Annotated in this window: 12 protein-coding genes, 2 tRNA genes and 1 pseudogene; 9 read left to right on the top strand and 6 right to left on the bottom strand. The window is 63.3% G+C overall.

Translation table 11 applies throughout. The features are described 5' to 3' along the window. Positions 1–74: 74 nt before the first annotated feature. Positions 75–980 (bottom strand): acyl-CoA thioesterase II, encoded by a 906-nt coding sequence (locus tag AB0N72_RS03780; protein WP_363931706.1) that lies wholly within the window; start codon positions 978–980, stop codon positions 75–77. A 63-nt stretch (positions 981–1,043) separates the two neighbouring features. Here AB0N72_RS03780 and AB0N72_RS03775 point away from each other — a divergent pair, with 63 nt between their 5' ends. After that, positions 1,044–1,721: a hypothetical protein gene (locus AB0N72_RS03775; protein ID WP_363931707.1), complete on the top strand. Its 678-nt coding sequence runs from the start codon at positions 1,044–1,046 to the stop codon at positions 1,719–1,721. Here the strand turns inward: AB0N72_RS03775 and AB0N72_RS03770 are convergent. Next, positions 1,718–2,200 (bottom strand): globin, encoded by a 483-nt coding sequence (locus AB0N72_RS03770; protein ID WP_363931708.1) that lies wholly within the window; start codon positions 2,198–2,200, stop codon positions 1,718–1,720. The genes AB0N72_RS03775 and AB0N72_RS03770 overlap by 4 nt on opposite strands. Further along, positions 2,193–2,891: a mechanosensitive ion channel domain-containing protein gene (locus AB0N72_RS03765; protein WP_363931709.1), complete on the bottom strand. Its 699-nt coding sequence runs from the start codon at positions 2,889–2,891 to the stop codon at positions 2,193–2,195. The genes AB0N72_RS03770 and AB0N72_RS03765 overlap by 8 nt, the downstream gene beginning before the upstream one ends. A gap of 87 nt (positions 2,892–2,978) precedes the next feature. Here AB0N72_RS03765 and AB0N72_RS03760 point away from each other — a divergent pair. Continuing rightward, positions 2,979–3,977 (top strand): annotated as a pseudogene (locus AB0N72_RS03760) (NAD-dependent epimerase/dehydratase family protein). Here AB0N72_RS03760 and AB0N72_RS03755 read toward each other — a convergent pair. Both AB0N72_RS03755 and pepN read right to left on the bottom strand, forming a co-directional pair. Further along, entirely contained in the window at positions 3,974–4,453 is a 480-nt protein-coding gene (locus tag AB0N72_RS03755) for an OsmC family protein (RefSeq protein WP_363931710.1), read from the bottom strand. The pseudogene AB0N72_RS03760 and the gene AB0N72_RS03755 overlap by 4 nt on opposite strands. Positions 4,454–4,519: 66 nt before the next feature. Then, entirely contained in the window at positions 4,520–7,081 is a 2,562-nt protein-coding gene (pepN, locus tag AB0N72_RS03750) for an aminopeptidase N (RefSeq protein WP_363931711.1), read from the bottom strand. A gap of 129 nt (positions 7,082–7,210) precedes the next feature. On the opposite strand from pepN, the gene AB0N72_RS03745 reads away from it, so the two are divergent. The 3 genes from AB0N72_RS03745 to AB0N72_RS03735 all read left to right on the top strand — a co-directional run bounded on the left by AB0N72_RS03745 (position 7,211) and on the right by AB0N72_RS03735 (position 9,678). Next, entirely contained in the window at positions 7,211–8,215 is a 1,005-nt protein-coding gene (locus AB0N72_RS03745) for a hypothetical protein (protein WP_363931712.1), read from the top strand. Positions 8,216–8,308: 93 nt separating this feature from the next. Then, positions 8,309–8,791 carry a ribose-5-phosphate isomerase gene (locus AB0N72_RS03740; protein WP_363931713.1) on the top strand — a complete coding sequence of 161 codons (483 nt, stop codon included), beginning with the start codon at positions 8,309–8,311 and terminating at the stop codon, positions 8,789–8,791. Beyond that, positions 8,791–9,678: a DNA-formamidopyrimidine glycosylase family protein gene (locus AB0N72_RS03735; protein WP_363931714.1), complete on the top strand. Its 888-nt coding sequence runs from the start codon at positions 8,791–8,793 to the stop codon at positions 9,676–9,678. The genes AB0N72_RS03740 and AB0N72_RS03735 overlap by 1 nt, the downstream gene beginning before the upstream one ends. Positions 9,679–9,751: 73 nt before the next feature. Here the strand turns inward: AB0N72_RS03735 and AB0N72_RS03730 are convergent. Further along, positions 9,752–9,825: transfer RNA gene (locus tag AB0N72_RS03730), tRNA-Gly, on the bottom strand. A gap of 128 nt (positions 9,826–9,953) precedes the next feature. On the opposite strand from AB0N72_RS03730, the gene AB0N72_RS03725 reads away from it, so the two are divergent. The 4 genes from AB0N72_RS03725 to AB0N72_RS03710 all read left to right on the top strand — a co-directional run bounded on the left by AB0N72_RS03725 (position 9,954) and on the right by AB0N72_RS03710 (position 13,012). Then, a tRNA-Pro gene (locus tag AB0N72_RS03725) sits at positions 9,954–10,028 on the top strand. Positions 10,029–10,098: 70 nt separating this feature from the next. After that, on the top strand, positions 10,099–11,481 hold the full coding sequence (gene tig, locus AB0N72_RS03720) for a trigger factor (protein WP_363931715.1): 1,383 nt from the start codon (positions 10,099–10,101) through the stop codon (positions 11,479–11,481). Positions 11,482–11,701: 220 nt separating this feature from the next. Continuing rightward, positions 11,702–12,313, top strand: coding sequence for an ATP-dependent Clp protease proteolytic subunit (locus tag AB0N72_RS03715; RefSeq protein ID WP_315973345.1), 612 nt, complete (start codon positions 11,702–11,704; stop codon positions 12,311–12,313). A 39-nt stretch (positions 12,314–12,352) separates the two neighbouring features. Continuing rightward, on the top strand, positions 12,353–13,012 hold the full coding sequence (locus tag AB0N72_RS03710; protein ID WP_018777832.1) for an ATP-dependent Clp protease proteolytic subunit: 660 nt from the start codon (positions 12,353–12,355) through the stop codon (positions 13,010–13,012). Positions 13,013–13,101 lie beyond the last annotated feature (89 nt).

Genomic DNA, 13,101 nt, shown 5'->3' with positions numbered 1-13,101 from the left:
CCGCCCCCGGGAGGTAAGAACGTAGAAAGGCCGGTCCCATGGGACCGGCCTTTCCACGTTCAGGCGCCCGCGCCCTAGGGAATCCTCACCATGCCTTCTTGCGCCACGGTCGCAACGTGCAGGCCCTCGCGGTTGAAGATCCTGCCCGTGGCCAGCCCGCGTGCTCCCTGGGCGCTTGGGGACTCCTGGACGTACAGCATCCACTCGTCCACCTTGACGGGCCGGTGCCACCACATGGCGTGGTCGAGGCTGGCTACGCTCATGCCGGGGGTCATCCAGGAGAGGCCGTGCTTGCGGAGGATGGGTTCGAGCAGCGTGTAGTCGCTGGCGTACGCCAGGGCGGCGATGTGCAGCTTGGGGTCATCCGGCAGGGGGCCCATGGTTTTCATCCATACCGCGTTGGTGGCCACGTGCTCAGTTGGTGGCGAAACGTAAAGTGCGGGGTCGATGTGACGGACGTCGAAGGGCCGCTCCGAGGACATATGCCGTGCCAAAGGGTGGTCGAAGTGGGACAACAGCTCCGCAGTGCTGGGCAGCGTTTCAGGGTCCGGAATGCCTTCGGGCATGGTTGCCTGATGGTCCAGGCCGTCATCTCCCACCTGGAACGAGGCGATCATGGAAAGGATCGGGACGCCGTCCTGGTAGGCGTGGACGCGCCGGGCGGAGAAGGACCGGCCATCGCGCAGCCTTTCCACGCCGAAGGTAATGGGCTTGTTGGCATCGCCGGGACGCAGGAAGTAGCCGTGCATGGAATGTGCCACCCTGTCCGGTTCCACGGTGCGCATTCCGGCCATCATTGACTGGGCCAGGACCTGTCCGCCAAAAACGCGGTGCCGTGGCTGTTTCTGCGACGGGCCCAGGAAGATGTCCTCGTTGGTCCGTGCTCCGTCGAAGTCACCGAGGTCCAGCAGGCCGATCAGCACTTCCGTGGGGTCTTCTGTGGGTGCTTCCACCTGGAGGCCAGTGTTCGTCTCAGTCATGGTTCGACTTTAGACGCCGCCCGGACCCCTCTCAACCGGAGACATGCCGGTAGAGTCGATGATGTGACAGACGTGCTGACCCAGTCCTTCCGCTTCGCCGATCCCCGGGACCTTGCCGACCTGCGGACCTTCGCCAACCGGGCGAAAAGCATTGACGACGGCGCCATTCGCCTCCAGGCTGCCGGTAACGTGCTGGCCGCATACGTGTGCGTTCTCAGGCCGCGGATACTCGGCGAATCAACCCCCACCATCCTTGGCCTGCGCACCATTGCCCTGGCGGAGCCGGCGCACGCCGATGTGACTGTGACGCTGGCATCCGTCACTGACCGCTTGGCACGCTCAGGTGCCGATGACGTGGAACTGCCCATCCCGCCGTCGACCGTTTCTGAATCCTGGGCCGGAGTGGGCGCACCTCGAAGCGGCTGGGAGCCGCAGGGAACAATACCCGACGCCGACCTCAAGGCAGCGGCGGAAGCCGGAATTGCGGAGGTGGCCGGCGTTATTCCGACCTCGGCGGGCGCTGCCGTGGTCAACACCGCAAGGGCCGCCGTGTGGGGCAGGGAACTGGCGGGGGAGGGCGAACTCCCAGCCGGTGCTGCGTTTGCGGCTTTCGCCCTCGGATTCCTGGGTGACGACGCCCAACAGCTCTTCCGGAACGGCCGATGGTACCGGTTGAGCGGACCCCGCGGCCACGTGCTGGTACGCACGGGCGCGGGGCTTGGGCTCGGTTTCCCGGGTTAGTTCCGGGGCCCCGTGGAGGGGCTGTTGACCATGGTCAGGGCTGCCCGTTCCATGTAGTCCCACAGCGTCCCCTCATGCAACGGGGACAGTCCCAGTGAGTCCACGGCTGTGCGCATGTGGAACAGCCACCGGTCCTTGGCCTCCGGGGTCACCTGGAAGGGCATGTGGCGCATGCGCAGGCGAGGGTGGCCGCGCTCTTCGCCGTAGGTGGTGGGGCCTCCCCAATACTGCTCCAGGAACATGAGGAAGCGGCGCTTTGCGGGGCCAAGATCCTCTTCCGGGTACATCGGACGCAGCAGCGGATCGGTTGCCACGCCGTCGTAGAACACATCGATGAGCTTCACGAACGTCTCGTGTCCGCCGACTGCGGCGTAGAAGCTGTCCGTGTAGGCCGGCTGGCTGAAGGGATCGTTCTGCATCAACTGGCGCCGGGGACCTGCCGGCAGTGACTGGGGTTCTCCGCCCGGGGTGTTATTCATTGGACTTCTCCTCGGCTTTGGCGACGCGCGGCGCGCCGGCTGTGACAGGCGCGGCTGAGGCACCTGGTTCGTTGCCGGTATCGGGTGACTCCAGCGGTACGTAGTCTCCTTGGGAACGGTTTCCAACCCGCAGGATTTCGCCGTTCCGCAGGTACCAGATGGCGCCATCTTCGGCACGGACGCGCGTGATGCGCAGGCCCACCGACTCCACGGTACCAATCACTTCACTGGTGACGATCACGTCCCCGATCCCGTACTGGTCTTCGATGGTGATGAAAATACCTGCGAGGAAGTCGCGTATCAGCTGCTGGGCGCCGAAACCTATGGCGACACCCAGGATGCCGACGCTGGTCAGCAATGGTGCAACGTCCACGTTCATGAATTTGAGGACGTAGATGATCACGATCACCACCACGATGACGCTCACCAGGCTCGTCAGCAGCGAGCCGATGGTTTCGGCGCGTTGCGAGCGGCGTTCGTGGTCCAGCGCGCGGATGGCAGGTTGCACCCATTTGAAGTGCGGCTTCTTGAAGAAGGAGCTGCCCGCGGAAACACGCCGCGTAATCCGCAGGATGATGAACCGTGCCACGATCCACACAGCCAGGCCAACGCCCATGGTGATGAGGATCGAGACGAGGTCGATCTTTTCAGGTTCGATGTTGATGGCTTCCGCAAGGGGGATAAAGGTCAAAGTGGAATAACTCCTTGTGGTCGGCCCGTGTTCGCCGGGCGCGGAACACTCTGTCCACGTTTAACCCTATCGCCGTAGCGTGTCGGTATGCGCATCCTGGTCCTCGGTGGTACCGCCTTCCTGTCGGCAGAGATCGCCCGGCAGGCCATTGCCGCCGGGCATCACGTCACCTGTTTTGCCCGGGGTACTTCGGCGGACCCGCCCGACGGCGCCACCTGGGTAAGGGGCGACCGCACCTTGGGAGCGGCGGCCTTCAAGGACGTCCGCGGCGACTGGGACGCGGTGGTGGATGTCTCCAGGGACCCCGTGCAGGCGCTGGCTGCGTTGGAAGCACTTGGATCCGCTGCCAAGCATTGGACGTTCGTTTCAAGTTGCTCCGTATATTCGGATCCTTCGACCCCCGGCGCCGATGAGGGTGCTGACCTTCTGGATCCTTTGCCCCCAGGGCAGGCCGGCACCCCGGAAACGTACGGGGAGTCGAAGTCTGCCATCGAGCAACAGACCATGGCTTTGGTGGGGGAGAAGGCGCATGTGGTTCGGGCAGGACTGATTGGCGGCCCAGGCGACGGCAGCGACCGTTACGGCTATTGGCCGGCTCGTTTCGCTCTCCAAAGCGGCGAGGTCCTGGTGCCGGCCATCGCTGATGCGGCCACCCAGGTCATCGATGTACGGGACGTGGCGGCGTGGATACTCCAGGCAGCCGAGGATGGCGTGACGGGCGCCTACAACGCGGTGGGAGATGTTGTGAGGTTCGGGGACTACATCGACGAATGCCAGGCAGCGTCAGGATGGGAGGAATCGATCATCACCCGTCCCGATGCGGGCTGGCTCGCGGACCAGGGCGTGGAGTACTGGTCCGGACCGGATTCCTTGCCGCTGTGGCTGCCGCCTGACCATGCCGGTTTCCAGGCGCGCTCCAACAGGGCGGCCCGGAGCCTTGGCATGCTATTGCGGCCTTAGCACGAAACCCTGGCGGCCACACTGGAGGATGAGCGTATCCGGGGATTGGACAGGCCCCGGAAGGCGGGCCTGGACCGGGAAACAGAGCAACGGCTCGTGGCTCTTTGGCGTGAGCAGCAGCGTTAGGCCACTGCCGCCGTCGTGATTGGTTCGTGGTGAACGGGGAAGTTGACGCTTCTGGCGATGAAACAGACCTGGTTGGCTTCATGATGCAGCTGCGGCATCAAAGACTCGTGGGCGGGATCAACAATGGTGACGCGCGGTTTGAGCGTCACGCTTTCGAATTGCCCGCTGCCGTCCCGGTTGAGCTTCATGAGGCCTTCGGCGTTGTCCTCGTACTCCGTCACCACCACCCCGTGCTTCACGGCGACGTGGAGGAAAGAGAGCATGTGGCATTGGGAGAGTGCAGCCAGCAACAGCTGCTCAGGGTTGTAGCGGGTGCGGTCTCCATGGAACGTCGGGTCCGCTGAACCCTCCAAGGTGGGGAGGCCGGGGATTTCGACGTCATGGTCCCGCGAATACGCACGGTATCCGGCTGTGCCCTCCCCGAGGTTTCCAGTCCAGCGGACAGTCAGCGCGTAGTGGTGTTCGTTGAGGGCCATGCGGACAGTTTAGCCAGAGGTGTTCAGGCCCAGGCCAGGGACTGTCCGCACGGGTCCTGTTGCGGCTTAGATGTCGGCTGCCCGTGCGCGAAGGGCGCGGGCGACGCCGTCGCGGTTTTCCAGCATCATGCGGCGCAGTGCTGCGCTTTCTTCCGGAAGTCCCGCCAGGAATTCGTCCGTACGGTCCACCGTGGCCTGCGTGGTGAGTTGGGCCGGGTAGAGGCCCACCACGATCTGCTGGGCAAGGGCGTGTGTGCGGTCCTTGACTATCCCCGGCACGGCCTGGAAGTACTTCTCCGCGTAGGGTTCCAGCAAGCTGGTGTCGGGCACCCTCATGAAGCCGGCCACGGCTGATGCCTGCAAGGCGTTGGAGAGTTCCCCCTTGACCACGATCGACTCCCAGGCCGCGGCTTTGGCTTCGGCCGTCGGGATGGCAGCCTTGGCCTGCGCCGCGGCGTTCTGCCCGGTGGAGGTGTTGTCCCGCGCGAGCTCGGCGTCAATCCGGTCCTGGCCCTCGCGTCCCCCGGCAACGAGGGCTGTCAGGAGCTCCCACCGCATGTCCTGGTCTACCGTGAGGCCGTTGAGGGTGTCCGTTCCGTCCAGCAGCGCCTGCAGGCGGTCGAACTGCGCAGCACTGCGGGCGAGCTGTGCGTAGGACTTCGCGAACTGCAACTGGGCGTCCGAGCCCGGCTCGACCGTGGAGGCAAGGTCCCACAGCCTGTCAGCAGCTGCCATTGTGGTGTCCATCTTGTGCTCGGCCGCAACGTAGTAGGTCAAGGTGGTTGCGAGCTGGCGGAGCTGGACAAGGATGACCGACGAGTCTGTCTCGTGGGCGATGTTGGCCAGGATCAGGTCAACGTAGCCGCGGGCGGGCGTTTCGCCGTCGCGGGCAGCATCCCATGCTGAACCCCATACCAAGGTGCGCGGCAGGCTCGCGGCGAAGTCCTTAAGGTGGGTCTTTGCGGTTTCGAGGGAGTGCGGGTCCAGCCGGACTTTGGCATAGGCGAGGTCGTCGTCGTTGAGCAGGATCAGGTCCGGGCGGGTGAGGCCGACCAAGGCCGGGACCTCTGTGCGCGGGCCGTCGACGTCGAGTTCTTCGCGGTGGGTGCGTTCCAGCGTGCCATCGGCGGAGAGGCTGTAGAAGCCGACGGCGAGGCGGTGCGGGCGCAGGGTGGGTTGCTCCTCGATCGCGGTCTGCAGGATCGCGAACCCGGTAATAGTGGTATCCGCGTCGACAGTCAACTCCGGTGAAAGGGTGTTCACTCCGGCTGTTTCAAGCCACAGCTTGCCCCACTGGTCAAGGTCCCGGCCCGAGGCAGCCTCCAGTTCCACCATGAGGTCGGCAAGCTCGGTGTTTTTCCAGGCGTGCTTGCTGAAGTAGGTCCGGACACCGGCCATGAACTGCTCCGGGCCTACCCATGCCACCAGCTGGCGAAGGACGGAGGCGCCTTTGGCATAGGTGATGCCGTCGAAGTTGACCTCGACGTCTTCAAGGTTGTTGATCTCGGCGAAGATCGGGTGGGTCGTGGGAAGCTGGTCCTGCTTGTAGGCCCAGGACTTCTCCACGGAGGCAAAGGTGGTCCAGGCGCGGTCGAATTCGGTGTTTTCCACTGCGGCCAGGTGGGACATGTACTCTGCGAAGGACTCATTAAGCCAGAGGTCGTTCCACCAGCGCATGGTGACGAGGTCTCCGAACCACATGTGGGCGAGCTCGTGAAGCACGGTGATAGCGCGCCGTTCGATCTGCGCACCCGTGACCTTGCCGCGGAAGACGTACCCTTCCAGGATGGTCACGGCGCCGGCGTTCTCCATGGCGCCGGCGTTGAATTCCGGGACGAACAGTTGGTCGTACTTCTCAAAGGGGTACGGGCAGCCGAACTGGGCCTCGAAGAACTCAAAGCCCTGCCGGGTGAGCTCAAAAATATTTCCGGCGTCCAGGTATTGCATCAGGGACTTGCGCGCGAACACTCCCAGCGGGATCACGCGGCCATCCGAACTGGTGACCTCGGATCGCACGGACTGGTACGGCCCGGCAATCAGGGCGGTGACATACGAGGAAATCCTGGGTGTGGGAGCGAATTCCCATACGGAGCGGGCGCTGCCATCTTCAGCCGGCGGAGCCTCAACGGGAAGCGGAGTGGGGGAGTTGGACACAACGTCCCAGTGCGACGGCGCCGTGACCCTGAACGTGAAGCTGGCCTTCAGATCGGGCTGCTCAAAAACGGCGAACATCCGGCGGGAGTCAGGAACCTCGAACTGCGTGTAAAGGTATGCCTCCCCATCCACGGGATCCACGAACCGGTGGAGTCCTTCACCGGTGTTCATGTAGGGGGCCTCCGCCACCACCGTGAGCTCGTTCTCCGCGGCAAGCCCAGGCAGCTGGATACGAACACCGTCGGACACTTCCGCTGGATCGAGTTGGGTTCCGTTGAGTGTCACGCTGTGCACCGTGTGCGTGATCGCATCAATGAAGGTCGATGATCCCGTTACGGCAGAAAACTTCACCACGGTGGTTGATCCGAAGACTTCCGGGCCCTTCGTCAGGTCAAGCGTGACGTCGTAGGAGTCGACGGTGAGCAGTTCGGCGCGGTTCGCGGCTTCATCGCGCGTGAGGTTCAGGCCTGGCAAGTGGTGCCTCCGGAGATCGGGATGACCGGCCGGTCCGCCGGCCGCTGGTATGAAGTCATTCTTTCACTCCGAGGACGGAAGGCAAGGAGCGCGCCCCACAGTGTCGCTCCCACGGAGTAGCGTTGGATCATGGGAAAGATCCGGGAAAACGTCGACTTCCGCGCCTTGAGGTTTGCGGTGGCCTTTCCTCTGCTGCTCGCCATCGGCTTTGTGGTGTGCGCCCAGATGCTGCGCAACGATCTGCCCAACCCCGTGGCGGTCATGTGGAGTTCCGACGGCGGCACGTCCTTCGCGCCGTTCGGCGCCTATGTGGCAGGCGGCGCAGCCCTCATCGCCTTCTGCGGGTGGGCGGTGTTCCTGCAGGCTGTTTCCATTTCGCGCCCCGTGATCATGCGTCGGGTGATGATGGGCGTGGGCCTGATGGTCAGCCTGTTCATTACCACTGTGCTGGCGGCCGGACTCGTGGGCCAGAGTGGAGTCGCCGACGCCCGCGAGTCCCATGTTGACCCGATCGTGCTCGCCATGGGCAGCGGAGCCGCCTTGGCCCTTGGCGTCGTGATGATGTTCGCTTTCAAGCCCGACCCCCGCTGGACCAGGGAAGATGACGTAGCCCTCCATGAAGAGCTGCGGCTCCTTGAGGACCCGGACCTTGCCCGTGACAGTCTCAGAATGTGGGTGCATGCCCGCAGTTCAGTGTTTGTCATGATCATCGTCTCGGCCGTGTTTCCTGCTGCCTTGATTGCCATTGCCGTGCCTTGGTTGGGGGCTTTGGTAGCGGTGGGAGCATTGGTTGGCGCGGGGTTCCTCTTTGCCAGGGTCCGCGCTGACAGGGGAGGCCTGCAGGTCTTCGCGGGGGGCATCGTGCGGGTCCTGGCCGTCCCCGCCGTCGAGATCGCTGCCGCTGCTCCGGCGGAGGTCAAGGCCGCCGACTATGGCGGCTGGGGTTTGCGGCACCATGATGACGCCACCGCCATGTTGGTGGGAAGTGGCCCAGCCGTGGTGGTAAGGAAACTCAACGGTGGCAGGGTCGCCTTGAGCGCCGGCACGCAGGCTTCTGCGGACATACTTGCCGGAATCCTCAACAGGGCCGCGCATCGGGCCCAAGATGACGGTCAGGCCCAACAATCCCGGTAGCGGTAACCTAGTAGCGCATCCCTCAACGCCGCGCCCCGCGGTACTGTGCTGCTGCCCAGTGCCCCCACGCGCCAGAAAAGAAATGGACTTTCCGTGACTACACCCCGCGTCCACATCGCAACGGACCACGCTGGTATGGAACTGAGCGCCCACCTGGTCAACCACCTGACCGCGAAGGGCTATGAAGTGGTGGACCACGGGCCCACGGAATACGACGCATTGGATGACTACCCGTCGTTCTGCATCAACGCCGCCGTTGCCGTCGTAGCCGACCAGCAGGCAGGAGTTCATGCCCTGGGCATCGTCCTGGGCGGTTCCGGAAACGGCGAGCAGATTGCTGCCAACAAGGTGAAGGGTGTCCGCGCCGCACTTGTCTGGAACCTCTCAACCGCAAAGCTGGCCCGCGAACACAATGACGCCAACGTGGTAGCCGTTGGAGGACGCCAGCACACGGTGGAAGAAGCCACCGCGCTTATTGAAGCTTTCTTGCAGGAACCCTTCAGCAACGATGAGCGCCACGTCCGGCGCATCGGCAAGATCGCCGTGTACGAAACCACCGGCGAAATCGTCCAGTAGTGCCGGAGGGGCATTCGGTCCACAGGCTGGCACGCCAGTTTCAGGATGTTTTCGGCGGACAGCGACTGGAGGTTTCCAGCCCCCAGGGCCGTTTTCTGGCCGGGGCAAGGCTGCTGACCGGACACACCATGGTGGAAGCAACCGCCCATGGGAAGCAGTCCTTCCTCAGGTTCGACCACGGGCTGTTCCTTCATGTCCATCTGGGGCTTTATGGCGCCTGGAGCTTTGGCGGTGACAGTACTTTTACCGGTGCCTCCAGCATTGGAGCTCCCCGCCGGATTGGCGAAAAGGAGATCGGCGCAGACCAGGAGGACGGGTTGTACGCCGGTCCGCCGGCGCCGGTGGGTGCCGTCCGTGTCCGCCTTGTCTCGGACCACGGCTGGGCCGACCTCCGGGGCGCCACTACCTGTGCAGCCATCACGGCGGCAGAGGCAGATGCAGTGCTGGATCGACTGGGCCCGGATCCCCTCCATAACAGGATCGGCGACCGCGAGGAATTCATCCGCCGCCTCCGCCGCCGCAAGACTGCCGTCGGCCTGTTGATGATGGACCAGTCCGTGCTGGCCGGCGTAGGCAACATCTACCGGGCCGAAGTGCTGTTCAGGCAGGCTGTGGATCCTTGGACTCCTGGCAGCGGCATCGACACGGAAACGGCGGGCCGCTTGTGGGACGACACCGTGGCGACCATGTCCGACGGCGTCCGGGATGGCCGGATTGTTACGACGCCGCCGTCCCTCTGGAGCGGCGGTGCGGCCTTGGCCTCCGACGCCGATGCCCACTTTGTCTATAAGCGCGAGGGGCTGCCCTGCCGCGCCTGCGGGACGTTGGTGGGCGTAACGGAAGTAGGCGCACGCAAGCTCTATTGGTGTCCTGGCTGCCAGGTTTAGGCAAATGTCCGGTGCTTCCGGGGTTTCCACCGGAAATACGAAGGGCCCCGATCCGTGGATCGGGGCCCTTCAGTGGAGGGGACGACGGGAATCGAACCCGCGTAATCAGTTTGGAAGACTGAGGCTTTACCATTAAGCTACGTCCCCAGGAGGAACATCCTGTTTCAGGACAACTTCCCGGCGGCTGTTCAAGCCGGGTACAACTAAACCTAATTCCGGCGGCGGTGTCAAATGTGCAATCTCGGCCCGCTTGCCCGTAGACTGTCCTGTGCATTCGGGGTGTAGCTCAGCTTGGCTAGAGCGCCTGCTTTGGGAGCAGGAAGTCGCAGGTTCAAATCCTGTCACCCCGACTCTGTGTTTTGTGTCCGTTTCCGGGACACGACAGAACCCCATACCCACAAAATCAGGAGTACTTAGACTGTGAAGAGCGCTGTCGAGAACCTCACCGCAACGCGGGTCAAGCTCAACGTTGAGGTTCCCTTTGAGGAACTGAAGCCGAGCATCGATGCCGCGTACAAGACCGTTGCTTCGCAGATCCAGGTTCCCGGATTCCGCAAGGGCAAAGTTCCCTCCAAGCTCATCGACCAGCGCGTTGGCCGCGGCTACGTCCTGGAGACTGCCATCAACGATGGCCTCAATGGCTGGTACCAGGCTGCAGTTCAGGAAACGGGTGTCCGCCCCCTGAGCCGTCCCGAGGTTGAAATCACCGAGGTTCCGGATCCTTCCGCAACCGACGGCGAACTGAAGTTCCAGGTGGAGATCGACGTCCGCCCCGAAATCGAACTGCCGGACTACGCAGGCATCAAGGTTGAGGTTGCTGCCGCAGAGTCCTCCGACGCCGACGTCGACAAGTCCCTCGACGAGCTGCGCGGCCGCTTCGGCACGTTGAAGTCGGTTGAGCGTCCTGCCAAGAACGACGACTTCCTCACCATCGACATCACCGCCACCATTGACGGCGAAGAGATCGACTCCGCTGCTGGCCTGTCCTACCAGGTCGGCGCCGGAACCATGCTTGAAGGCCTCGATGAGGCCGTAACCGGCCTGTCCGCCGACGAAGAAGCAATTTTCGACACCACGCTGGTTGGTGGCGACCACGCCGGCGAAGCCGCCCAGGTGAAGGTTGTAGTCAAGGCCGTCAAGGAGCGCGAACTCCCCGAGGCCGACGACGACTTTGCCCAGCTCGCTTCCGAGTTCGACACCCTTGCCGAGCTCCGCGAGGACCTCGCCAAGCAGGCTGCCGACTCCAAGGTTGTGGAGCAGGGCGTCGAGGCCCGCGACAAGGTCCTGGACAAGCTTGTTGAGCTCGTTGAGGTTCCGGTTCCGGACTCCGTCGTCGAAGAGCAGCTCGAGGCGCACTTCAACCCGGAGAACGCCCACGGCGAAGGTGACCACGACACCGAGGAACACCGCGCCGAGGTCAAGGCCAACACCGAGCGTGCCTTCCAGAACGAAATCATCCTTGATGCCATCGCAGACAAGGAAGAAGTGGAAGTCAGCCAGAACGAGCTGATCGACTACATCGTCACCACCGCAAGCCAGTACGGCATGGACCCCAACCAGTTCGCCCAGATCATTGATCAGAGCGGCCAAGTTCCCATGATGGTTTCCGAGGTTCGCCGCCGCAAGGCCCTGGCAGTTGTGCTGGGCCAGGCCGAGGTAGTCGACTCCGAGGGCAACAAGGTTGACCTGACGGACTTCGTCCGCCCTGCCGGTGAAGCAGCAGCCGACGAAGCTGCAGCTGTCGAGGCATCGGAAGAAGCAGAGACCGCTGCAAGCGACGACCCCGCAGCAGTGAAGTTCTGATTTACAACGCAAACCGACCCCGGATCACGTGATCCGGGGTCGGTTTTCTTTAAGGCCGGACCCAGGTGCCGTGCGCAGACGTGCGCCGTCAGCGAACAGTGCGATTCCGGCGAACAAATCGCCCCGGAAAACGGTTAGTGTCCAAGTAGTGAAGTTCAGTGAGGTCACTGGCACCAGCGAGAGGTAAGTACTTATGTCACAGCAATCAGAGGCTCCCCGGATGGCAACTGTCGATCCCGCAGCCCAGGACAACTACATCTACAACCGCCTGCTGAAAGAGCGCATTATCTGGCTCGGCTCTGAAGTGCGTGACGAGAACGCCAATGCCATTTGCTCCCAGCTCCTCCTTCTCTCGGCAGAAGACCCGGAGAAGGACATCTACCTGTACATCAACTCGCCGGGTGGTTCCGTGACCGCAGGTATGGCCATCTACGACACCATGCAGTTCATCCCGAACGACGTCGTTACCGTAGCTACCGGCCTCGCGGCATCCATGGGCCAGTTCCTCCTTTCGTCCGGCACCAAGGGCAAGCGGTACGCGACCCCCAACGCGCGTATCCTCATGCACCAGCCCTCCGGCGGTATCGGTGGAACGGCTTCGGACATCAAGATCCAGGCAGAACTGATCCTGCACATGAAGAAGGTCATGGCCGAACTTACTGCGGAGCAGACCGGGCAGACCGTGGAGACCATCCTCAAGGACAATGACCGCGATAAGTGGTTCACGGCCACCGAGGCCTTGGAATACGGCTTCTTCGACAAGATCTCGGCACATGCCGGTTCTGTTGCTGGTGGCGGCGGTACGGCCAACCAGTCGAACTCCGAAAACTAATCCGGCACCAAAGAACCACTGAAACCCAGGAGCAACAAAATGAACTACAACTTCGGATGGTCTGCCGGTAACCTCCCGTCCAGCCGTTACGTCCTGCCCCAGTTCGAAGAGCGCACGCCCTACGGCTTCAAGCGCCAGGACCCCTACACCAAGCTGTTCGAGGACCGCATCATCTTCCTCGGCGTGCAGGTTGACGACGCTTCCGCCGACGACATCATGGCCCAGCTGCTGGTCCTCGAGTCCACGGATCCTGACCGCGACATCACGCTCTACATCAACTCGCCCGGTGGTTCCTTCACCGCCATGACGGCGATCTACGACACCATGCAGTACATCCGTCCGGAAATCCAGACGGTGTGCCTGGGCCAGGCAGCCAGCGCCGCCGCGGTGCTGCTCGCCGCCGGTACCCCCGGCAAGCGCCTGGCATTGCCGAACGCGCGCGTACTGATCCACCAGCCGGCCCTCTCCGGCGGCCAGGGTGGCCAGGCCTCGGACCTCGAAATCCAGGCCGCGGAAGTCATGCGCATGAGGACTTGGCTTGAGGACACGCTGGCCCACCACTCGGGTCGTACCTCCGAGCAGGTCAACAATGACATCGAGCGCGACAAGATCCTGACGGCGGCCGAAGCCATGAACTACGGCCTTATCGACCAGGTTCTGGACTCCCGGAAGATCAAGCCGCAGGCAATCGCCCGGTAGCACACGGAATACGACGCCGGTGCGGTTCGCGAAATATGGACCGCACCGGCGTTCTGTTTCCACGCAAGCAGCCCATTGTGACCTAGAGT

Source organism: Paenarthrobacter sp. NPDC089307 (genome assembly GCF_040685055.1).
Classification (GTDB): Bacteria; Actinomycetota; Actinomycetes; order Actinomycetales; family Micrococcaceae; genus Arthrobacter.
Note: the sequence above shows the minus strand (reverse complement) of the source record. Positions and strands in the feature narration are given on the sequence as shown.

What these genes read in the sequence shown, in the direction of transcription:
- AB0N72_RS03745 (WP_363931712.1), top strand. Translation starts at nt 7,211, where the DNA reads ATGGGAAAGATCCGGGAAAACGTCGACTTCCGCGCCTTGAGGTTTGCG.
- AB0N72_RS03755 (WP_363931710.1), bottom strand. Translation starts at nt 4,453, where the DNA reads ATGGCCCTCAACGAACACCACTACGCGCTGACTGTCCGCTGGACTGGA.
- AB0N72_RS03780 (WP_363931706.1), bottom strand. Translation starts at nt 980, where the DNA reads ATGACTGAGACGAACACTGGCCTCCAGGTGGAAGCACCCACAGAAGAC.
- AB0N72_RS03715 (WP_315973345.1), top strand. Translation starts at nt 11,702, where the DNA reads ATGGCAACTGTCGATCCCGCAGCCCAGGACAACTACATCTACAACCGC.
- AB0N72_RS03770 (WP_363931708.1), bottom strand. Translation starts at nt 2,200, where the DNA reads ATGAATAACACCCCGGGCGGAGAACCCCAGTCACTGCCGGCAGGTCCC.
- AB0N72_RS03710 (WP_018777832.1), top strand. Translation starts at nt 12,353, where the DNA reads ATGAACTACAACTTCGGATGGTCTGCCGGTAACCTCCCGTCCAGCCGT.